18 protein-coding genes, 1 tRNA gene and 1 riboswitch are annotated in these 21822 nt (G+C 65.5%); of the genes, 9 read left to right on the top strand and 10 right to left on the bottom strand.

The features are described 5' to 3' along the window. Positions 1-194: 194 nt before the first annotated feature. The 5 genes from L6639_RS09460 to L6639_RS09440 all read right to left on the bottom strand — a co-directional run bounded on the left by L6639_RS09460 (position 195) and on the right by L6639_RS09440 (position 5466). The gene (locus L6639_RS09460) at positions 195-815 is read right to left on the bottom strand and encodes a hypothetical protein (protein ID WP_237861068.1); all 621 of its coding nucleotides are present in this window, start codon (positions 813-815) and stop codon (positions 195-197) included. A gap of 630 nt (positions 816-1445) precedes the next feature. Continuing rightward, positions 1446-1521, bottom strand: a tRNA-Thr gene (locus tag L6639_RS09455). A gap of 100 nt (positions 1522-1621) precedes the next feature. Continuing rightward, on the bottom strand, positions 1622-3367 hold the full coding sequence (locus L6639_RS09450; RefSeq protein WP_237861066.1) for a heme biosynthesis protein HemY: 1746 nt from the start codon (positions 3365-3367) through the stop codon (positions 1622-1624). A gap of 35 nt (positions 3368-3402) precedes the next feature. Continuing rightward, complete coding sequence (locus L6639_RS09445) at positions 3403-4641, bottom strand: COG4223 family protein (protein WP_237861064.1); 1239 nt, start codon at positions 4639-4641, stop codon at positions 3403-3405. A gap of 78 nt (positions 4642-4719) precedes the next feature. Continuing rightward, a complete protein-coding gene (locus tag L6639_RS09440) occupies positions 4720-5466 on the bottom strand; it encodes a uroporphyrinogen-III synthase (protein WP_237861062.1) in 747 nt (248 codons plus the stop codon). Between the two features lie 151 nt (positions 5467-5617). On the opposite strand from L6639_RS09440, the gene tsaD reads away from it, so the two are divergent. The 3 genes from tsaD to L6639_RS09425 are packed head-to-tail and all read left to right on the top strand — an operon-like array spanning position 5618 to position 8090. Further along, the gene (gene tsaD, locus L6639_RS09435; RefSeq protein WP_237861060.1) at positions 5618-6691 is read left to right on the top strand and encodes a tRNA (adenosine(37)-N6)-threonylcarbamoyltransferase complex transferase subunit TsaD; all 1074 of its coding nucleotides are present in this window, start codon (positions 5618-5620) and stop codon (positions 6689-6691) included. Between the two features lie 2 nt (positions 6692-6693). After that, complete coding sequence (locus L6639_RS09430) at positions 6694-7674, top strand: NAD(P)H-dependent glycerol-3-phosphate dehydrogenase (protein WP_237861058.1); 981 nt, start codon at positions 6694-6696, stop codon at positions 7672-7674. 2 nt (positions 7675-7676) lie between these two features. Continuing rightward, on the top strand, positions 7677-8090 hold the full coding sequence (locus tag L6639_RS09425; protein ID WP_237861056.1) for an EVE domain-containing protein: 414 nt from the start codon (positions 7677-7679) through the stop codon (positions 8088-8090). A 3-nt stretch (positions 8091-8093) separates the two neighbouring features. On the opposite strand, the gene L6639_RS09420 is transcribed toward L6639_RS09425, so the two are convergent. Further along, entirely contained in the window at positions 8094-9185 is a 1092-nt protein-coding gene (locus tag L6639_RS09420; RefSeq protein ID WP_237861314.1) for an adenylate/guanylate cyclase domain-containing protein, read from the bottom strand. Positions 9186-9285: 100 nt separating this feature from the next. Here L6639_RS09420 and L6639_RS09415 point away from each other — a divergent pair, with 100 nt between their 5' ends. Then, positions 9286-9741, top strand: a complete 456-nt coding sequence (locus tag L6639_RS09415; protein ID WP_237861054.1) for an SRPBCC family protein — start codon at positions 9286-9288, stop codon at positions 9739-9741. Between the two features lie 12 nt (positions 9742-9753). Here L6639_RS09415 and L6639_RS09410 read toward each other — a convergent pair whose 3' ends face one another. Beyond that, complete coding sequence (locus L6639_RS09410) at positions 9754-10923, bottom strand: DNA topoisomerase IB (protein ID WP_237861052.1); 1170 nt, start codon at positions 10921-10923, stop codon at positions 9754-9756. A 416-nt stretch (positions 10924-11339) separates the two neighbouring features. Between L6639_RS09410 and acs the strand changes: the two genes are divergently transcribed. Together acs and L6639_RS09400 are read left to right on the top strand one after the other, a co-directional pair. After that, positions 11340-13286: an acetate--CoA ligase gene (acs, locus tag L6639_RS09405; RefSeq protein WP_237861051.1), complete on the top strand. Its 1947-nt coding sequence runs from the start codon at positions 11340-11342 to the stop codon at positions 13284-13286. Between the two features lie 426 nt (positions 13287-13712). After that, entirely contained in the window at positions 13713-14228 is a 516-nt protein-coding gene (locus tag L6639_RS09400; RefSeq protein ID WP_237861049.1) for a L,D-transpeptidase, read from the top strand. A gap of 56 nt (positions 14229-14284) precedes the next feature. On the opposite strand, the gene L6639_RS09395 is transcribed toward L6639_RS09400, so the two are convergent. Together L6639_RS09395 and L6639_RS09390 are read right to left on the bottom strand one after the other, a co-directional pair. Then, positions 14285-14875 carry a thermonuclease family protein gene (locus L6639_RS09395; protein ID WP_237861047.1) on the bottom strand — a complete coding sequence of 197 codons (591 nt, stop codon included), beginning with the start codon at positions 14873-14875 and terminating at the stop codon, positions 14285-14287. 43 nt (positions 14876-14918) lie between these two features. Further along, positions 14919-15116, bottom strand: coding sequence for a DUF1674 domain-containing protein (locus tag L6639_RS09390; RefSeq protein ID WP_237861046.1), 198 nt, complete (start codon positions 15114-15116; stop codon positions 14919-14921). A 188-nt stretch (positions 15117-15304) separates the two neighbouring features. Between L6639_RS09390 and L6639_RS09385 the strand changes: the two genes are divergently transcribed. The 3 genes from L6639_RS09385 to purH all read left to right on the top strand — a co-directional run bounded on the left by L6639_RS09385 (position 15305) and on the right by purH (position 20285). Next, a complete protein-coding gene (locus L6639_RS09385; RefSeq protein WP_237861044.1) occupies positions 15305-16651 on the top strand; it encodes an RsmB/NOP family class I SAM-dependent RNA methyltransferase in 1347 nt (448 codons plus the stop codon). A 157-nt stretch (positions 16652-16808) separates the two neighbouring features. Next, positions 16809-18527, top strand: coding sequence for a heparinase II/III family protein (locus tag L6639_RS09380; protein ID WP_237861042.1), 1719 nt, complete (start codon positions 16809-16811; stop codon positions 18525-18527). Positions 18528-18586: 59 nt separating this feature from the next. Then, positions 18587-18668: riboswitch (ZMP/ZTP riboswitch) on the top strand. A 24-nt stretch (positions 18669-18692) separates the two neighbouring features. After that, a complete protein-coding gene (gene purH, locus L6639_RS09375; RefSeq protein WP_237861040.1) occupies positions 18693-20285 on the top strand; it encodes a bifunctional phosphoribosylaminoimidazolecarboxamide formyltransferase/IMP cyclohydrolase in 1593 nt (530 codons plus the stop codon). Positions 20286-20393: 108 nt separating this feature from the next. Here purH and L6639_RS09370 read toward each other — a convergent pair whose 3' ends face one another. Beyond that, positions 20394-21779, bottom strand: coding sequence for an MFS transporter (locus tag L6639_RS09370; protein ID WP_237861038.1), 1386 nt, complete (start codon positions 21777-21779; stop codon positions 20394-20396). Positions 21780-21822: the final 43 nt, after the last annotated feature.

Here is a 21822-nt window from a genome sequence, read left to right as displayed (position 1 = left end):
CCCGATAATATCGATTCGAACGCGCGTCGGTGACCGTGAATCTACGGTTCGCGTTCTCGGTCTAGCTGGCTAACCACACCGGCCAAGCTGCACCAGCGCACAGGCGGCCCCGTCCGCCGCCGTTGGCGAGCCACTGATTGAGCATGCGCGCAGGCGGTCGCTGCAATGACCGTGTTGGAATGCGTGCCGAAACGTCAGCGCGGGTCTTTTGCGTTTTCGCATGATGTCTGGAGGATCGTTCCGTCGGGTCTCCGTATTAAGCAGTCGCGGCCTTTCCCGCTATCGCCTACGCCAGTGAACTTTCTGGCACACTTTACAAAGTTGGCCATAACGTCGCTGTCACCCGGCGCGGGGACTGCCCACGACATTACGCTCGAACGGTAGCCGGTTGGCGCAGCGACAAACTTGACGGTGAACGTCGTGAACTCCGCGAGGTCACTGACGAAGCCGTTCGTGTATTCGGTGGCAATCGGGATTTCGAGCGCATCGAAGCGGTCGATGGTCGCATATCCGGAACGAAGTGGTTTGTCATCGAAACCGAGTTGCACCGATTGCCGGATGTTGGGGTCGCCGAAAGACCAGTCCAACTTTTGCAGTCTGACAACGATGCGGGGGGGGTATTTATACAAGTCCCCAACATTGGTCTGGCGCGCACCTTCGAAAACTATCTGGATGGTGCCTGTTGTTTCGGGAAGCCCGAGGCGCATTTCGCACGTCAGGCCGTTGTCGCGGAGCGTCCATTCGATCTGTTTAAGTTCGGTAATGTCGCCAGCCCGCGCGGTGGCCATCAGAAGCAACGGTGCTGCGGCAGTCATTATCAATCGTTTCATGACTTTCAACACTCACTAAGAGGTTTTCAGTAATTCTAGCAGCAGCGCCTCCGCGGCCCGAGCGGAGATCGAACACCCATAGCGATGCAGATCGTCGTCTTTGTCTGAATCGGCTAAATCCTGCTTCTCTTTCTCGGGATACCCGCAACCGACGACGCTGCTCTGCAGGTCGCCAAAGCGCGCATCGCCTATTCGATCGAGTTTATGAAGTACACCAAGGTGTGCAAGCTGACCCAGCCGAAGGAGCCTCTTGAGCAGTGCGCGCTCGACATGGGTGCGAAGGTCCCCCTACGCTTGTTGTCGCATTGCGAGCAGTGGCTTGTCGATCGGGACACAGCGCCGGACGAGTGCCGCCGCATTGTCTACAGGATCAAACCGGGACGCAACGTGAGAGGCGCGAAGCCTTATTGATTGGATGGAGCGAGAGCGCCCGCTCGGTCAGGCGCCAACTCTGAAGCAACTTCTCCTGCCGCGTGCGCGATTCTATTGAATCTTGGAGCACGCCCTAGGCCAGCCGGCGAAATTGGGACTTCTCGCTGCTTTCTCGTGAAGATCTCTCCCAAAGCGGGGCGAGCAAATCGCGCACGAATTTGGTCTACTTATCAATAAGATAATTGGTGCCGCAAGAGGGATTCGAACCCCCGACCCCGTCATTACGAATGACGTGCTCTACCGACTGAGCTATTGCGGCGAACCCTGCCGGAGCCAGGACAAAGCCGGCCCCGATACACGCGCTCCTGATATCGGGCATGGCCCGAATTGGCAAGGACAAGCGGCGGGCGAAATGCGGCTCAAGCCCCCCAGCGGGACCAGAATCCCCGCCAGCCGCCGGCCTGGGCCTTTGGCGTGCCGATTTGTTCCGTAAATTCATCGCTCGGACCCTCGTCATCGATGCCGGGATCATCGGGCGCACGAACGATCGGGATGACGGTCTGGATCGGCGCCTGCGCGGGCTTGCCGAGATCGGCGCGGGTGCGGAACACCGGGGTTTCCGCCACTGGCGATGATTCGGCAGCTTCCGGGGCCGGTTTGACCGGCTCCGCAGGCGCCACTGCCGGCTCTTCCTTGGCCACCGGCGGTGCGTTGTCCTGCGCGGCCGGAGCAGAGGCCGGGGTTGAGGCCGGCGCGATCACGACCGATTCCCCAGGCGCCTCATTGGCTACCGTCACCCGCTTTGGCGGCGGGGCAGCGAGCATGGCTTCCTCGAAGGCCGAGGATTCGATCGTCGTGCCCTTGTCCGAAGGCAGGCTCGCCACCGGTGTCTGCCATTGGAAAGCGTCGAGGCGGCCGGTGACCGGCGAGACCGGACGCCAGCGGTCGCTGACATAGCCATCCGCGGTCCAGACCGGATCGTGGCGGGCACGCACCGCACGCAAGGTCCAGGCGCGGGCACGGCCGCTGTCGCCGTGCTCGGCGCGCTCGAGCTCGGCCATCAGCAGCGCCACGCGTTGGGTCGGATCGTTGACGTAAGGCGACAGCACCTCGCGCGCACGGGCGAATTCGGAGGCATCGATCGCGGCGCGCGCGATCGCAAGCTGGCCCTCGACATGGCCGGCCTTGTCGGCGGGCGTCTTGGCCGCGAGCGTCTCGACCCGCTGCAGGCGCTGCCGCGCGGCATCGCCGAGCTTCACATGCGCGTAGGCATCGGCGAGATCCGGATGCGGATTGGCGAGCCAGGCGGCCTCAACCAGCTTCATGGCACGGCGCACCTGATGCGCCTCGCTCTCGAATTTCGCGGCGAGCACGGCGGCCGGCACCAGCGTCGGCGCCAGCTTGACCGCTTCCATCACGCTTTCGCGCGCGACGTCGCGGTCCATGGTCTCCAGTTCCAGCGCGCGCGCCGTGAGCAGCACGCCGCGCTGGCGGCGATAGGCCTGCTTGTCGATCAGGCCCGCCGACAGATTGGAATCGAGGATCGCGAGCGCGCCGCTCCAGTCGCCGCGCGCGCAGCGGAAGCCGAGCACCGCATGCGAGGCCCAGGTCGAGGACGGCGACAGCTTGATCGCTTCCTCCGCGATCATGACAGCACCGACCGCATCGTCGGCGCGCTGCGCCTCGATGAACAGGCCGCGTAGGCCGAGCAGCCGGGTATCCTCGCGCTCGGCCATGGCGCGGAAAGCGCGCTGCGCCTCGTCGCGATTGCCGTCGAGCTGGGCCGACTGCGCGTGCAGCAGCAGAGCGAGCGGATCATTGGGCGCATGCCGGCGCGCCGCTTCGGCATGACGGCGAGCCAGCGCAGTGTCGCCATGGCCGATCGCGAGCAGGCCATGGGTGATGGCGTGGCGCCCCCGCGCCTGACGCTTCTCATGCCTTCGGCGGCGCACCCGTCCCGGCATACGCCAGAGCATGGTCAGGATGCTCCAGAGGAACACGATCAGGACCGCGAAGATGCCGAGGCAGAGCACGAACACCGGAATGCTCGGCGAGGCTCGCCAGCTGCCCCAGGTCAGCACGACATTGCCGGGCTGATCGGCGACCCAGGCCGCGCCGGCACCTGCAAGCGCAATCAGAACGAGGAAGAGGACGATGCGAAGCATTTCTATCCCTATACGCGCGGAGTGTTGCGCGAGTCTTATTGAGCAGGCTTGGTGAGACCAGCCAGAGCGTCGTCGGCGAATTTGCGGGAGGCCGCGAGCGCGGCGTCGCGGGCGTCGGCCTTGTCGAGCCAGGCCTGCGCCGGCGCGCGATCGGCTTCGGGCAGTGCCTTCAATTCGCGGCGCGCCTCGGCGAAATCATTGCGCAGCGCGGCCGCCGTGACCCGCGCAACGACAGCGCCGCGGTCGTTGCCGACCCCGTCGGTGCGCTCGATGCGAACGAGCTTCGACGCGCCCGCCTGAAGACGCTCGACGATGCCGGCACCAGCGGCTGGCGCCTCAGGCGGCGGCGACAGCTTCGGCACGATGTTGAGGAGCTCGCGGGTCAGCGCGACCGGCGTCGGAATGCCCGACGCGGCAAAAGCATCGAGGGGCTTCAGCACGTCAGGCTTCGCCGCAAACGACCGAGCAGCCTTGAGCTGCGCCTCATAGGGATCGTTATGTCGAACGGCGACGTCGAGCAGCGTGGCGGCAACCACATGGCGCAAAGGCTGGTCGTCCATCACCTTCGCGTCGGCGATCTTTTCGCCCTGCTGCGCGAGCTCGGCGCGGGCAGTCGTGCTGGCGCGCTCGAGCTGGGAAATGCGCGCGTCGAGAGCGGCGAGGCCGGACGAAGCTGTCGTATCGCGCGGCGTGGATTTGGCATCGTTCAATGCGCTCGCGGTCTTGTCGGACTGCGCGCGCAAATTGGCGATGTCGCCGCGCAAGGTGCCGACGGATTTTTCCAGCGCATCGAGCCGCGCGACAACAGCCGGATCGGCAGCGGGCTTGCCCGCCTTGGCTTCGACCGCGGCGACACGTCCGCTCAGCGCATCGACCGTCGCACTCGTCACCTGCGGCGCGGCCGGTGGCGCCTGCACCGCGGGCCAGCCCAGCACCCAGCCGACCGCAATCACGACCGCGGCTGCAACGGCGCCGGAAAATGGCGCGATGACCCAGGGAGAAATGGCGGCCGACGCAGCCGCGGGCTGAGCCTCATCGCGCTCCGGCTCCGCCTTGGTGGTTTCGACCTTGGCGTCCTCGGCACTGGCCTGCCCGGCGTTGGTCTGCTCGACCGATGGCGCCGCCTCCGGCTCGACCGCCACATCCTGGGGCTGCGTGGAGACTTCGGTCGCCTCGAGGTCGATGGTCGGTGGGGTGCGCTTGGCACGGCCGGACTCGGGAGGCATTCCTCCGTCTTCAGGCTTGCCTGCGTCTTCAGGCTTGTCGTCGGCCATCGTGACGGTTCCTCACACTTGCATACCTTGCGCAAATCCTTGGGCCGAGCCCGATTGCGTCGGATTCGGCCCGTCCTCTTACGCCAAACGGGTCCGCAAAGCACGCTCCAAGGCGTCGAATAGGGCATTTTCGTCCGGGGTCGCGGCGACCAGGACCCGCGACGCACCGGCATCGCGCAGCACGCTTGCGACCGTCTCGGACAGGCAGCATTGCGGGACCGCCAGCGCCGAAATTTCGACACCCTCGTCCCGGGCCGCGTCCAGGAAGGCCCGTGCGCTGCGCCTGGAGTAATGCAGCACCGCCTCGATGCCATGTGCGGCGAAACCTTCGCAGACCTCGCGCGGCAGAATCTTGACCGGAGCCATGCGATAGGTCGTCAGCGTGACCACGTTAAACCCTTCTGCGCCGAGCTCGCCGCCGAGATCTCGCGACAGATCCGCTCCCGCAAGATAGAGCAGCGTGCTCTTCTTCTTCAGCACCTTGTCACGCACACCCTGCATCACCTTGTCGCGCAAGGATGCGGCATCGCCGCCGGCGACGATCACATCCGTGAAGCCGAATTCGCTCGCCACGGCAGCCGTGTGCTCGCCGACCGCGAATAGCGGCAGCTCGACGAGTCCAAGGTCGCGCAATTGCGGCGCGACGGCACGGATCGCATTGGCCGATGTGACGATGATGGCGCCGTAGCCGGCCTCGCTCTCGTCATGGAAAGCGACCGGCTCGAACTTGAGCGACGGCGCGAGCAGCACCACATGTCCCCGCGCGCGCAGATTCTCCGCCGTCGCCACATTGTCGGGATGCGGCCGTGTGACAAGAATGGACATCGCTGCTGTTCCCGAACCATTTGGCGGTGATGCATTCGCGCGGGATGGCAGCGCGTGACGATTGCATAAGCCAACCCCGGAATGCTACCGCGTTAGCAGAACTCTGCTTTGCGGATGAGCGCAAGGGCGCAAATTGGATAACAATTCGCCAATGCTGGTACTGGGTATCGAGACCACCTGCGACGAGACCGCGGCGGCCGTGATCGAGCGCGCGCCTGACGGCAGCGGCAGGATCCTGTCCAATGTCGTGCGATCGCAAGTCGAGGAACATGCCCGCTTCGGCGGCGTCGTGCCGGAGATCGCGGCGCGTGCCCATGTCGACCTGCTCGACGGCATCATCGATCGCGCCATGACCGATGCCGGCATCGGCTTCGCCCAGCTCGACGGTGTCGCGGCCGCTGCAGGGCCGGGCCTGATCGGCGGCGTCATCGTCGGGCTCACCACCGCAAAGGCGATTGCGATGGTGCACGACACGCCGCTGATCGCGGTCAATCATCTCGAGGCGCACGCGCTGACGCCGCGCCTGACCGACGGCGTCGAATTTCCTTATTGCCTGTTCCTCGCCTCCGGCGGCCACACCCAGATCGTCGCGGTCACCGGCGTCGGCCAATATGTGCGGCTCGGCACCACGGTCGACGACGCGATCGGCGAGGCCTTTGACAAGGTCGCGAAGATGCTGGGCCTGCCCTATCCCGGCGGCCCCGAGGTCGAGCGCGCCGCCGCGAATGGCGATGCCACGCGCTTCGCTTTCCCGCGACCGATGCAGAATCGTCCCGATGCCAATTTCTCGCTATCGGGATTGAAGACGGCCGTGCGCACCGAGGCGAGCCGGCTCACCGAGATCACGCCGCAGGATATCAGCGATCTCTGCGCGAGCTTTCAGGCTGCGGTGCTGGACTCGACGGCCGATCGTTTGAACGTTGGCTTGAAACTATTCCGCGAACAGTTCGGCGCGCCGCGCGCACTGGTCGCGGCCGGCGGTGTCGCCGCCAATCAGGCGATCCGCGGCGCGCTGTTTGATGTCGCGCGGCAAGCTGGAACGCGGCTGATCATGCCGCCGCCCGCGCTCTGCACCGACAATGGCGCGATGATCGCATGGGCCGGCGCCGAACGCCTCGCCCTCGGTATCACCGATACGCTGGAGGCGCAGCCGCGCGCGCGATGGCTGCTCGATGCCAACGCCACGGCGCCTGATGGCTACGGCAAGACGCGGGCGGGGTACTGACCATGACTGCGTTCCGCTCCGTCGCGGTGATCGGTGCCGGGGCCTGGGGCACGGCGCTGGCGACGGTGGCCGCGCGCGCCGGACGGAACGTGACGCTGTGGGCGCGCAACGCCGAGCACGCCGCGCGCATCCAATCGACCCGCGACAATCCGCGGCTGCCGGGCGTGCGTCTGGCATCTGACATCGTGGTGACAAGCGATCTTGCGGCGGCGTCGCGCGCGAAGATGCTGCTGATCGCGACGCCGGCGCAGCATCTGCGCGGCGTGGTCAACATGCTGGCCTCGCACCTCACGACGCCCGTGCCCATCATCGCCTGCGCCAAGGGCATCGAGCACGGCACTCACAGATTCATGACCGATGTGATCGCAGAAGCCGCGCCCCGCGCGCAGCCTGCGATCCTGTCGGGTCCGAGCTTTGCCGACGACGTCGCACGCGGATTGCCGACGGCCGTGACACTCGCGGCCAGAGATGATGCGCTCGCGAGCGGACTTGTGCAGGCGCTGGGCTCCCCGACATTCCGTCCCTATCACTCCACCGACATCCGCGGCGTCGAGATCGGCGGCGCGGCCAAGAACGTGCTGGCGATTGCGGTCGGAATTGCGGTCGGGCGGAAGCTCGGTGCTTCCGCGCAGGCTGCGCTCACCACCCGCGGCTTCGCCGAGCTGACACGCCTCGGCCGCGCGCTCGGCGCGCGCAGCGAGACGCTCACCGGCCTGTCCGGTCTCGGCGATCTGATCTTGACCTGCTCGAGCCCGCAATCGCGCAATTTCGCGCTCGGGCTCGCGCTCGGCCGTGGCGAGCAGCCACCTGCCGGCAAGCTGGCCGAGGGCGAGTTCACCGCGCCGGTGCTGATCGAACTCGCAGCCTCGCAAGGCATCGAGATGCCGGTATCAGAAGCGGTCGCTTCGATCCTGGCCGGCCGAAGCACGATCGACGCAGCGATCTCCGGGCTCTTGACCCGCCCCTTCAAGGCAGAGGAATGAACATGGCGTACTGGCTGGTGAAATCCGAACCGTCGGTGTGGTCCTGGGACCAGCAGGTCGCAAAGGGCGCCAAGGGCGAAGCCTGGACCGGCGTGCGTAACTACACCGCGCGCCAAAACCTCGTCGCCATGAAGAAGGGAGACAAGGCGTTCTTCTACCATTCCAACGAAGGCAAGGAGATCGTCGGCATCGCGGAGGTTATCAAGGAGGCCTATCCGGATCCGACCGACAAGACTGAAAAGTTCGTCTGCGTCGACATCAAGGCCGATAAGCCCTTGAAGACGCCAGTGACGATGGTGGCCATCAAGGCCGAGAAGAAGCTCGCCGACATGGCACTGGTGAAATATTCACGCCTGTCGGTTCAGCCGGTGACCGCGGAGGAGTGGAAGCTCGTCTGCAAGATGGGCGGGATCTAGGCGCTAAGACGCTGGTCCCGGCGCCTCCGGCAGCGTGAGGACCTCGCAGGGCGAGGCAATGCCGCGCAGCTTGTGCAGTCCGAGTGCGACCAGGGGCATGTCTGTCTCTGCCGCGAGCGCGCCGGACACCAGCACGGTCCTGCCGAGGGGCTTGCATAGGCCTTCGAGCCGGCTGGCGAGATTGACGGCGGGGCCGATCGCGGTGAAGTCGAGCCGATTAGCGGCGCCGATATTGCCCCAGAGCATCTCGCCGAGATGGAGCGCGGCACCGAACGCCAGCGGCGGCAATCCTTGTGCAGCGCGCTCGGCGTTTAGATACGCCATCCCGGCTTCAGCTGCGCCTGCGGCGCGGAGAGCTGCCTCGCAAGCACGACGCGGCGACCCCTCGACCACCGGAAAGATCGCCAGCACGCCGTCGCCGATGAATTTCAGCACCTCACCGCCGAAGGCATGAACAGCACCGGCGATGCGATCGAACCAGGCGTCGAGTGCTGCGATGATGTCAGCCGGCGGACTGGTTTCCGACAAGGTGGTGAAGCCGCGCAGGTCGGCATAGAGCAGCGCTGCCTGAATGGTCTCACCGAGGTCGCGCCGCAGGGGTGCCGCCAGCACTCGCTCGGCGCTGCGCTTGCCGAGATAGGCCTCCAGTGTCGCCCGCAACGTGGCGCGCGCCGCGAGCGCGGCGAGCGGTGTCGCTGCAAAGCGTGCGGCCTGGCGCAGTTGCTCGATGTCGTCTGGTGTGAACGGACGCGGCCCGATCCAGCCGAGCAGCGGCCCATCGCGCCCGACTACATCCTCGTGCACGTTGCCATCAGCGAAGCCGCGCAACCAGCGGCGACCGCTATCGTCAGGCAAATCGGGCGCCAGCCCGCCTGGCGCAAAGCCGAGCGCCTCGATCACCCGGCCATTGTCCGCACGCCACAGCCATGTCCGCTTTGCGATCAGCGGGTGGGGCACCTCCAGGGTTAGCGCGCCTGCCGCAAGCGGCACGCCATCGGCGAGCAGATGCGCACCGAGTTCCGCAAGCAGGCGATCGGCGCCGGCACTGTCTGAGGCGGCATCGACAAGCCAGGCGAGGGTCGGGGAGAGTTGCATGATCCGATGATGGCGAAGGAGAGCCGCCTTTGTCACGGGCAATCCTTGACGAGCCGCTTTGGTGCCGCCATCTGCCCATGAACCCCAGGGATGATCGCCGATGACCGAGCCATTCGTATTGCGTCGCGAGACCCAGATCGCCGCCCCGCGCGCCACCGTGTTCGCCTATTTGACCGACCCTGAGAAAATCCTGAGCTGGATGGGATCGGATGCGACCACCGAGCCGCATCCCGGCGGGCTCTATTTGCTCAAGGGTATCGGTCCACGCGGCAGTGTCGCCCGCGGCGCTTTCCGTGAGGTCGTGCCGGTGCATCGCCTGGCTTATACGTTCGGCTGGGAGGGCGGTCAGGAAGTGCCGCCCGGCTCGAGCCTGATCGAGATCGACCTGATCGAACGCGACGGAGGCACGTTGATGCGCATGACGCATAGCGGACTGCCGACGGAGGAACAGATGGCCGCGCACGCCAAAGGCTGGGCGCATTATCTGAGCCGGCTCACGAGCGCCGCCGCAGGCCGCGATCCTGGTCCGGACAGGGGTCTTTCAGACAATATGTAGCGATGCGGCGGGTTACACCGCCGCGGTCGCCACCACCTGCGCCAGCAGCTGCTCGCGCCTTGCCTGCGAGCGCTGGCCCTTCATGGTCGCCGCGAAGCGCTCCAAAATGCCGTCCTCGAACGCAGTGACGATGGTATCGTGGACGTAGCTCTTACGGCAGATCGCCGGCGTGTTGGAGAGCTTGTCGGCCGCGGCGCGGATCGCGTCCAGCACCTGCTTCTTGCGGCCGCGCTGGCTGGTCGCCGGCGTGATCCGCGACAGCGATTCCACCACGACGGCGGACGCCATCAGCGTGCGGAAATCCTTCAGCGAGATCTTGATGCCGGCAATCTCGCGGAGGAACGCGTTCACCTGGGTCGTGCTGACGGCGCGCACGATGCCGTAGGCGTCGCGATACTGGAACATGCGCTTGCCGGGAACACCCTGCAAAATGCCGATAGCGCGCACCAGCTTGGCCGCATCGCACTCCTTGCGCACGGCCTTGCCGCCCTTCGCCTTGAAGGTCAGCACGAAGCAGTCGTCTTCCAGCGTGACATTGGACTTCAGCAGCGTGGTGGCACCGCGCGTGCCGTTGAGACGTGCATAGGATTCATTGCCGGGACGGATCGCCGTGCGCGCGATCAACTCGATCACGGCCGAGAGCGCGAATTCGCGCGTCGGCTCCTCGCCCGACAGGAACGCCGAGACCTTCCGCCGGATCTTTGGCAGCGCACCGACGAGCTTTTCCAGGCGATGCGCCTTGCGGTGCTCGCGGACCTTCTCCCAATCGGCGTGATAGCGATATTGCAGCCGGCCGGCGGCATCGCGGCCCACGGCCTGGAGATGCGAGCTCGGATCGGCCGAGTAGCGCACCTCACGATAGGCGGGCGGCACCGCCATGGCGTGCAGCCGGCGGATGGTGCGGGCGTCGCGGATATGGGCGCCGTTGGGGCGGACGAATGAATAGCCCTTGCCGCGGCGGATACGGCGGATGGTCAGCTCGTTCTGATCGCCGAGCCGCAGGCCCAGCTCCTTCGCAAGGGCCTCGACCGTCGCCAGGGACGCCTGATCGAACACTTTCTTGGGGCTGGGACGGGTGGAACCTGCCGGTTTCGGCCATTGTCCGAGGGCTTTGGCCAGCGCAATGGCAGCAGGATCCGCCGCGGCAGGCCGCATCGTCCCGAGATTCTGCTGATCCATCATAGTCTTATGCCTTGGCCCTGTCTGTTACCGTTCAATGCCGCTGTTCTGATTTTTGTTCCAAGCGTCGCCTGGAGGGTCTCTTGGGACCCGGGTTAGCCACTTAGGGTGTTCCGAACAGCATTGCGAGTCCCGAATCAGTGACAAGAGGTTGCTAAATACCTCCTGCGGCGCATGGGCGCCCTGCACGAGCCTCTTCCCGGGATTTGGGTAAAGAGCCAAACACCGCTGCCCCGGCCTGTTTCAGATTTGCGACATCAGGCCTTTGCAGCTTGATCTTCCGCATGGCCGGCCGCTCACCGAAGGTCCAGCTTGTGATCCTTGTCGCGGGCGGTTAGCCCGACGCATAATCGTTCAATGATGAAGTCGGCTCGCCAGTCAGCTGTGCTCGGCTTGCCGGATGTGGAGGGAAGGGAAGCATGTCCGAGAAGATCTACGACGTCCCCGCGGAATGGGCCAAGCGCGCCTGGGTCGACCAGGCCAAGTACAAGGACATGTACGCCCGCTCGATCGCGGACCCGAACGCCTTCTGGGCCGAGCAGGCCAAGCGCATCGACTGGATGCACGCGCCGACCAAGATCGAGAACGTCTCCTTCGCGCCCGGCAATATCTCGATCAAATGGTTCGAGGATGGAATCCTCAACGTCGCCCATAACTGCATCGACCGCCATCTCGCCAAGCGCGGCAACCAGACCGCGATCATCTGGGAAGGCGACGATCCCTCGCAGTCCAAGCACATCACCTACAAGGAGTTGCACGACGAGGTCTGCCGGATGGCCAACATCCTGCGCACCCGCAACGTCAAGAAGGGCGATCGCGTCACCATCTATCTGCCGATGATTCCGGAAGCGGCCTATGCGATGCTGGCCTGCGCGCGGATCGGCGCGATCCATTCCGTGGTGTTCGCGGGCTTCTCGCCGGATTCACTTGCGCAACGTATCAACGACTGCCAGTCCAAGGTCATCATCACCGCGGATGAAGGCCTGCGCGGCGGCAAGAAGGTGCCGCTGAAGGCCAATGTCGACGCGGCCCTCGCCAAGGCCGACGGCGTCGACTGGGTCGTCGTGGTCAAGCGCACCGGCGGCAAGATCGACATGAACCCGACGCGCGACCTCTGGTACCACGAGGCCGCGGCGATGGTGACGACGGAATGCCCGGTCGAGCACATGCATGCCGAGGATCCGCTGTTCATCCTCTATACGTCGGGCTCGACCGGCCAGCCCAAGGGCGTGCTGCACACCTCGGGGGGCTATCTCGTGTTCGCGTCGATGACGCATCAACTCGTGTTCGACTATCACGACGGCGACATCTACTGGTGCACCGCCGACGTCGGCTGGGTGACCGGCCACAGCTACATTCTCTACGGACCGCTCGCCAATGGCGCGACCACGCTGATGTTCGAAGGCGTGCCGAACTACCCTGACAATTCGCGCTTCTGGAGCGTCATCGACAAGCACAAGGTCAACATCTTCTACACCGCGCCGACCGCAATCCGCGCGCTGATGCAGGGCGGCGACGAGCCGGTGAAGAAGACCTCGCGGGCCTCGCTTCGTCTGCTCGGCTCGGTCGGCGAGCCCATCAATCCGGAAGCCTGGGAATGGTATCACCGCGTCGTCGGCGACGACCGCTGCCCGATCGTCGACACCTGGTGGCAGACCGAGACCGGCGGCATTTTGATCACGCCGCTGCCGGGCGCGACCAAGCTCAAGCCGGGCTCGGCGACACAGCCGTTCTTCGGCGTGGCGCCCGAGATCGTCGATGCCGACGGCAAGGTGTTGGAGGGTGAGACATCTGGCAATCTCTGTCTGACGCGCTCCTGGCCCGGTCAGATGCGTACCGTCTATGGCGATCACGCCCGCTTCGAGCAGACCTACTTCTCGACCTACAAGGGCAAGTACTTCACCGGCGACGGCTGCCGCCGCGACGCCGACGGCTATTACTGGATCACCGGGCGCGTCGACGACGTCATCAACGTCTCCGGCCACCGCATGGGCACCGCCGAAGTCGAGAGCGCGCTGGTCGCACATGAGAAGGTGTCGGAAGCCGCCGTCGTCGGCTTCCCGCACGACATCAAGGGCCAGGGCATCTATGCCTATGTGACCCTGATGGCCGGCATCGAGCCGACCGAGGATCTGCGCAAGGAACTCGTCACCTGGGTGCGCAAGGAGATCGGACCGATCGCATCGCCCGACCAGATCCAGTTCGCACCCGGCCTGCCCAAGACCCGCTCCGGCAAGATCATGCGCCGCATCCTGCGCAAGATCGCCGAGGACGAGCCGGGTAGTCTCGGCGACACCTCGACCTTGGCCGATCCCGCCGTCGTCGACGATCTCGTCAAGAACCGGCAGAACAAGAAGTCGGCCTGAGCTCTCGTGCCCCGGACGCAGCGCAGCGCCTCTGTTGGCGGTGCGCTGCAGAGCCGGGGCCTACCCATCCGCAACGCACCCTCCGGCTTTCTGGGTCCCGGCTCTGCGCAGCAGCGTTGCACGCTGCAGCGCGTCGGGGACACAAGACCGGCTTCTGCGCCAACGTTGCCTAAAACAACCCCTGTTCACACCCTCACGCGCTTGTCAGCGGGCGAGCGGCCGTGCCCGCATCTTTCCCGCCAAGTGTTGTTTTCAGGTCATTTACTTTATTTCGAACATTTCCTTTCTTCCCCCTGCTGGCTCGCCTTTTGCGGTCGCGCGTGGAAACTGTCCGGTTAACAAGCGCGGTTAAGAATGTCTGGGCAGGCAGCGATTGCCGGTTTTGCGTGAATTTGGACGATCCGTTTTGGGCTGAGGGGAAAATCGATGTCGATGAAGATTGCACTGGCGCTGGCCGCCACCGTCGGGGCAGGGGCCCTGATGTCGACGGCGGCCGAGGCGCGGCCGGAGATGGTTGGAACGCACGTCGCCAATTATTCGCCCGGCACCATCGTGGTCAAAACCAACGAGCGTCGGCTCTATCTGATCCTCGATGACGGCCACGCCGTGCGGTACCCCGTCGGGGTCGGCAAATCAGGCAAGCAGTGGGCCGGCACCACCCGCATCGATGGCAAGTATCGCAACCCGGCCTGGTCGCCGCCCGCCGAAGTGAAGCGCGACAAGCCGCAGCTTCCCGACGTGATCCCGGGCGGCTCGCCGCGCAACCCGATGGGCGTGGCGGCGATGACGCTGGCCGGTGGCGAATATGCCATCCACGGCACCAATGTGCCGGGCTCGGTCGGCGGCTTCGTTTCCTATGGCTGCATCCGCATGCTCAACGACGACATCACCGATCTCTATAGCCGCGTCTCGGTCGGCACGACGGTGGTCGTGACGCGCTGATCGAACAGATCAAAACAGAGATTGAAAAAGCCGCGCCGTCAGACGCGGCTTTTTTGTTACCAGAAGCGCCAGCCGCGCGTGCACCAGCCATCGCGATGGCCGCCATTGTAGCTGCGCGCATAGCCACCCGCGAGCATCGCGGCTGACACATTGGCTGTGCGCCTGGTCCCGACATCGGCGAGGACGCGCCCGTATTTTTCCGAGCCGAGATTGTAGATCGTGACACCGCCCTGGCCGAGCAAGTTGCGCAGTGCATCGGTGGCCGCTTCGGCCTTGTTCAGCTCGTCCTGGCAGGATGCCTTCATCTCGGGTGCGTCGATGCCGCGCAGGCGAATCCGCGCGACGAGATCGCGTCCGTCGCGCTGACGCACACGCGCCAGGAAAGTGTCGCCATCGATGGTGCGGACGACATCGACTTGCAGGCGATCATCGGGATTGCCTGAGTGCTGCAGGATGATCTCGGCGTCCTGCGCGCGCTCATCGGCCGGATGCGGAACCGGCCAGTTCTTCCCGTGCCGGAAGGTGAGCACGACAACGACGGCGACGCCGATCACGAACATCCACGGCAAGACGCCGGCGAAGCGGCGGCCAAATGGCGAGCCACTGTAGGATGGACGATATGGATGACCGGGGTCGAAGCGCGACATCCGCGCAGGCTAGGGCTGAGTCGGCGGAGCCCGCAAGAGAGCGTCAAAAGTCCGAGGCGATACCTTTGCGCTCCCAATCACCAAAGCGCGTGGGCTCAGGTCCTTTCGGTCCCTGTAACTCCTTCGGCGCCGCTTCAGCATGCGCGGCCGCGGCCCGCCGGCGTGCCTCGGCTTCGGCCAGCGCGCGCTGGGCCGCCGGTGGCAACGGCTTGCGATCGGGGGCGGGAGGTTGGTCGTTCATCGTTCGGGGTCCTAGCGCAGGATCGTCACGCGCGCGACGTCCAATAGCGCATTGCTGAAATGGCAGCTAAGGGCTGAAATCGCCAGAGGCATTCTTACATTTGGCATATTCGCATGCCAAAGAATGTGTTCTCAAGGCATGCGCCCATAACGGCGGAACTGCCGCCTCGCTCAGAACCTTACGTCCGCATGCCATCTCAACGTTTTGCCCCTCCGTCCGAAGTGCCCGGTCTTGCGGCGCGGCGGATCGCTGCCGATATCGTCGACGGCGTCCTGCACAAGCACCGCACGCTCGATGACCAGCTCGACGGCTCTGGTGCCCATCCCGGACTGAAGACGCTCGCTGACCGCGACCGCGCACTGATGCGGCGTCTGGTCGCAACCATTTTGCGCCGTCTCGGCACGCTCGGCCACGTGCTCTCGCGCCTGCTCGACAAGGGCATTCCCTCCGACGCACCGCGCGCGCAAAGCGCTCTGCTGATTGGCGCCGCCCAGATTCTCTGGATGGACGTGCCCGATCACGCCGCGGTCGATCTCTCGGTTCGCCTGGTGCAATCCGACCGGCGCGCCGCGCGTTATGCCGGCCTCGTCAACGCGGTGCTGCGCCGCTGCGCGCGCGAGGGCCAGGCGCTGGTCGAGGAGGTCGCATCGCAATCGCTCGACCTGCCGCCCTGGTTGCTGGCGCGCTGGAGTGCACATTACGGCGAGGCGACCGCGCGGGACATGGCGCTCGCGCTCGGCCACGAACCGTCGCTCGACCTGACGGTGAAGTCCGACGCCGCGCAATGGGCGAGCCGTCTGCATGGTGAAGTGCTGCCGACCGGCTCAGTGCGCACGTTGCTGCACGGCTCGGTGACCATGCTGCCGGGTTTCGCCGAAGGACAATGGTGGGTACAGGACGCAGCCGCCGCGCTGCCGGTCCGGCTGTTCGGCGATATCAAGGGCAAATCCGTCGCCGACCTCTGTGCGGCGCCCGGCGGCAAGACCGCACAGCTGGCGCTATCGGGCGCTCGCGTCACCGCGCTCGACCGCTCGCCCGCCCGGGTGGCGCGCCTGCGCGAAAATCTGAACCGCCTGTCGCTTCAGGCCGAGACTGTCGTTGCTGACGCCGTGGAATGGACGGGGCCGGCGGACGGCTTCGACGGAATCCTGGTCGATGCGCCCTGCACCTCGACAGGGACGATCCGCCGGCATCCTGACGTCGCCTGGCTGCGGCAGGAGTCCGACGTCGCCGCGATGACCATTCTCCAGCAGCGGCTGCTGCAGAAATCCGTCTCGCTGCTCAAGCCGGGCGGAACGCTGGTCTATTGCACCTGTTCGCTGGAACCCGAAGAAGGCGAGCAAGCCGTGGCCACGTTGCTGGCCGCGGAGCCTGCATTGCGCCGTGTTCCGATCGACGCCAGCGAGGTCTCCGGGCTCAGCGAGATCATCACGGCCGACGGCGATCTCCGGACCCTGCCGAGCCACTTGCCGCATGCCGACCCGAAGCTCGGCGGGCTCGACGGATTTTTTGCGGCTCGGCTCGTTAAATCCTGATTTTGCACCGGATTTTGCTACCGCCACCCTGATTCGAGGCCTTTCAAGGTGGTGTCGGTCGTCCGATTTTGGGATTAATAAGGATTCGTCGGAATCCTCTCCCCCTTCAAGGCAAGGCGTGTCGGTCGCTCAACGCAGACGTATCTCGACGCTGGTCATGAACCGCTTCGCGCGGAACATGCTCGCGCGCGCGAGCGGCGGTTCCGTTGCGCTGTCGAGGGTCTGGCCGGGCCGGACCGATCGGTTGATCATCGCGCCGCATGATTTGCGCACCGCGGATGCGACGCGCGCCGCCGAGATCTATGCCGGCCGCTTCGTCTTCGCCGGCAAGATCGTCAACTGCCATGGCCGCTCGATCTTCGATCTCGATCCGCCGTCGGAGGATTGGGAGGTCGCGCTGCTCGGCTTCGGCTGGCTGCGGCACCTGCGCGCCGCCGACACCGCGCTGACCCGGGCGAATGCGCGCGCGCTGGTCGAGGACTGGATCAGCAACCCCGCCAACAAGCGCCGCCCCTTGGCGCGCCGCGCCGACGTGCTGGCGCGACGCGTGATCTCGCTGCTGTCGCAAGCACCGCTGGTGCTCAACGACACCGACAACAAATTCTACCGCCGTTACCTGCGCGCACTCGCGCGCGAAATCCGCTTCCTGCGCTTCACCATGGTCAACATCCCCGACGGGGTGCCGAAGCTCCAGGTGCAGATCGCGCTGTGCTACACCACGCTCTGCCTCGCCAACCAGGCGCGCCATATCCGCAGCGCCTCGAAAAAGCTCTCCGAGGAATTGCAGCGGCAGATTCTCCCCGACGGCGGCCACATCTCGCGCAATCCCGGTGCGCTGATCGAGCTCTTGATCGACCTGTTGCCGCTGCGGCAGACCTTTGCCGCGCGCAACATCGCGCCGCCGCCCGCGCTGCTCAATGCGATCGACCGCATGATGCCGATGCTGCGCTTCTTCCGCCACGGCGACGGCAATTTCGCTTTGTTCAACGGCATGAGCGCGACGTCATCGGACCTGCTCGCGACGCTGCTTGCCTATGACGATGCACATGGCGCGCCGATGGCGAACATGCCGCATACCGGCTTCCAGCGCCTCGACGCCGGGCCGACCACCGTGATCATCGACACCGGCCCGCCGCCGCCGCCCGGCGTCAGCCATGACGCGCATGCCGGCTGCCTGTCGTTCGAGCTGTCCTCCGGGATCAGCCGTATCGTCACCAATTGCGGCATGCCGACCACGGGCCGCGACAATTGGCGGCCGTTCGCGCGCAGCACCGCGGCGCATTCGACGCTGACCTATGACGACACCTCGTCCTGCCAGTTCGTCGAGATGTCGGCGATGAAGCGGCTGCTGCACGGTGCACCGATCATCAGCGGTCCTCATGAGGTCGAGAGCTATCGCGAGGTGGTCGAGGGCGGCACGCTGCTGACGACCTCACATGACGGCTATCTCGCCAAGTTCGGCGTGATCCATCGCCGCGTGCTGATGGTCGCCAATGACGGCGCACGGATCGACGGCGAGGACTCGCTGTCGCCGCCGCAAGGGGCGCGGCTCAAGGGCACCGATGCCGATTTCGCGCTGCGCTTCCATCTGCATCCGGCAGTGAAGGCGAGCCGGCTGTCGGATGCGCGCGGCGTGATGCTGGTGCTGCCGAACCGCGACGTCTGGACCTTCGAGGCCCTCGATGACAAGGTCGACCTCGAGGACAGCGTGTTCCTGGCCGGCAATGACGGCCCCCGCCGCACCGCCCAGATCGTGATCCGCCAGGATGCGCGCCAGGCACCCTCGATCCGCTGGAGCTTTGTGCGTTCCACCGCCTCGCCGGCGGTCACCAACGCCCGCCGCAATGCGCGGCGCGAGCCGGAACTTCCGCTGTAAACAGGCGTGATCCGGCCCTATCTCGTCGTTGTGAAATCGGCTGAAAGCTGCTATCGAGCGCTCGTTCGCGCGACTGGCGACCTTGGATGGAGCACCATCGGGAAGCGCGACACATATCCGCCGCGCGCCTGGGCATAGACACTCCCTGAACAGAGGATCTTGCTCATGACTGACCATCCCCGCCGCGTTACCCGCGCGCTTCTCTCCGTCTCCGACAAATCAGGCCTGATCGAGTTCGCCAAGGCGCTTGCCGCGCATGATGTCGAGCTGGTCTCCACCGGCGGCACCGCGAAGGCGATCGCCGCGGCCGGCCTCAAGGTGAAGGACGTTTCGGAGCTGACCGGCTTCCCTGAGATGATGGACGGCCGCGTCAAGACGCTGCACCCGAAGGTGCATGGCGGCCTGCTCGCGATCCGCGATAACAAGGAGCACACGGAGGCGATGAGGGCGCACGGCATCGCGCCGATCGACCTCCTCGTCGTCAATCTTTATCCGTTCGAAGCGACCGTCGACAAAGGCGCGGGCTTTGAGGACTGCATCGAGAATATCGACATCGGCGGCCCCGCGATGATCCGCGCCGCGGCGAAGAACCATGACGACGTTGCTGTCGTGGTTGAGGCCGACGACTACAAGGCCGTGCTCGACGAGCTCGCCGCCAACAACGGCGCGACCACGCTGAAGCTGCGCCGGCGGCTTGCCGCCAAGGCCTATGCACGCACCGCAGCCTATGACGCCGCGATCTCGAACTGGTTCAACCGGCAGCTCGAGATCGACGCACCCGACTTCCGCGCCTTCGGCGGCAGACTGATCCAGTCGCTGCGCTATGGCGAGAACCCGCACCAGACCGCGGCGTTCTACGCCACGCCCGACAAGCGTCCGGGCGTTTCGACCGCACGGCAGCTCCAGGGCAAGGAGCTCTCCTATAACAACATCAACGACACCGATGCGGCCTACGAATGCATCGGCGAGTTCGATGCGAGGCGCACCGCCGCCTGTGTGATCGTCAAGCACGCGAACCCTTGCGGCGTCGCCGAAGGCACGAATCTGGTCGAGGCCTATCGCAAGGCGCTGGCCTGCGATTCCACCTCCGCCTTCGGCGGTATCATCGCGATGAACCGGCCGCTCGATGCCGATACCGCACGTGAGATCACGAAGATCTTCACCGAGGTGATCATCGCACCCGACGCGAGCGAGGAAGCGATCTCCATCATCGGCGCCCGCAAGAATCTCCGCCTGCTGCTCGCCGGCAGCCTGCCCGATCCGCGTGCGCCGGGCCTGACCGCAAAGACGGTGGCGGGCGGCCTTCTGGTGCAGAGCCGCGACAATGCCGTGGTCGACGACATGACATTCAAGGTCGTCACCAAGCGCGCGCCTGATGATGCTGAAATGCGCGACCTGAAATTCGCGTTCCGCGTGGCAAAGCACGTCAAGTCCAACACCATCATCTACGCCAAGGATCTCGCCACCGTCGGCATCGGCGCGGGCCAGATGAGCCGCGTGGATTCAGCGCGGATCGCGGCGCGCAAGGCACAGGACGCGGCAAACGAGCTGAGGCTCGCGGAGCCGCTGACCAAGGGTTCTGTCGTGGCGTCGGATGCGTTCTTCCCGTTCGCGGACGGCATGCTCGCCTGCATCGAAGCCGGCGCCACCGCCGTGGTGCAGCCCGGCGGCTCGATGCGCGACGACGAGGTGATCAGGGCTGCCGACGAGCACGGCATCGCCATGGTGTTCACGGGGACAAGGCACTTCAGGCACTGAGTTTGCCGTCATTCCGGGGCGCGCACAGCGCGAACCCGGAATCTCGCTCGACAACCTCTAGATTCCGGGTTCATCGCTCCGCGATGTCCCGGAATGACGGTGGAGATGCTATTCCCGCACCCGCATCAACAGCGCAAACCCCGTCACGAAAAACACGACGAGCACGGCCATGCCGGCCTTCTGGCTCGCGGTGACCGCGGTGATCACGCCGATCAGCAGCGGGCCGATGAAGGACGTCACCTTCCCGGTCAGCGCGAACAGGCCAAAATACTGCGCGATGCAATCCTTTGGCGCGAGGCGGATGAGCAGCGTGCGTGACGCCGCCTGAAGCGGACCGCCGGCGGCGCCAATCAGGCAGCCGAGCACGATATAGGCACGCTCCGCGGCAGCGCCGAACAGTGGCCCGCCCGGCACCGGCGGCGCGACCTTGACGAACAACACGCTGTCCTTGTCGACCAGCAGGATCGCCGCCACCGATAGCAGCAGGATCAGCATGCTCCCCGCGATAACGCGCTTCGGACCGAGGTAATCATCGAGCTTGCCGCCAAGCCAGGCGCCAAAGGTGCCGGCGATGGCGAGGATGATGCCGAACGTGCCGATCTGGATTGTGTGCCAGCCGAAGGTGCCGGCCGCATAGATGCCGCCGAAGGCGAACAGCGAAACAAGCCCATCCGTGTAGATCATGTTGGCCAGCAGAAACGCGGCAAGCGATTTCTGCTGCGGCAGATCCTTCAGCGATTGCTTCAGATCAGCCAGTCCTTCGTGCAGCGCCTCGCGGACCGGACGCTTTGCCGGATAATCCGGCGTGAACAGGAACATCGGCGTCACGAAGACGATGAACCAAAGTCCGGTCAATGGTCCCGCAGCGCGATCGCCTTCGTGGGTGACGGGATCGAGCCCGAACAGCGGCGTGAAGCCAAGCAGCGTGCGACCGGTCTCGGGATTGGCGGCGAAGAAGCCGAGCACGATGATCAGGCTGACGATGCCGCCGATGTAACCCGTGGCCCAACCGGTGCCAGAGAGCCGGCCGATGCGCTCGGGCGGCACCAGCGTCGGCATCATCGCATTGTTGAAGACGGTCGCGAACTCGGCACCGACGCTGGCGAGCGCAACCGCAATCAGCAACGGCGGAATGATGGCATGATCGCCGGGCTTGCCGATCCACAGCGTACACGAAGCCACCACCAGCACTGCGCCGAACGCAGCGATCCACGGCTTGCGGCGGCCCGAAGCATCGGCGATGGCGCCAAGTACCGGGGACAACAGCGCAATCGCCATGCCAGCTGCTGCCATCGCAAACCCCCACAACGACTGCCCTGTGGCGGGATCCGGTGCGATGCTGGTGGCAAAATAGGGCGCGAACACGAAGGTCGTGATCAGCGTGAAATAGGGCTGCGCGGCCCAATCGAAGAAGATCCAGCTGATGACGGCGGCGCGCGGCGGATAAGTCCGCGGGGCGCCGGCCAAGCGCGCAGCCGGGGCGATCGTCGTCATCACGCAATCCTCATCACAAACAGTTTTGCCTGTCTTGGCGCAA

Source organism: Bradyrhizobium zhengyangense, from assembly GCF_022012555.1.
Classification (GTDB): domain Bacteria; phylum Pseudomonadota; class Alphaproteobacteria; order Rhizobiales; family Xanthobacteraceae; genus Bradyrhizobium; species Bradyrhizobium zhengyangense.
The sequence above is the reverse complement of the archived record's forward strand: the minus strand, read 5'-3'. Positions and strand labels throughout refer to the sequence as shown.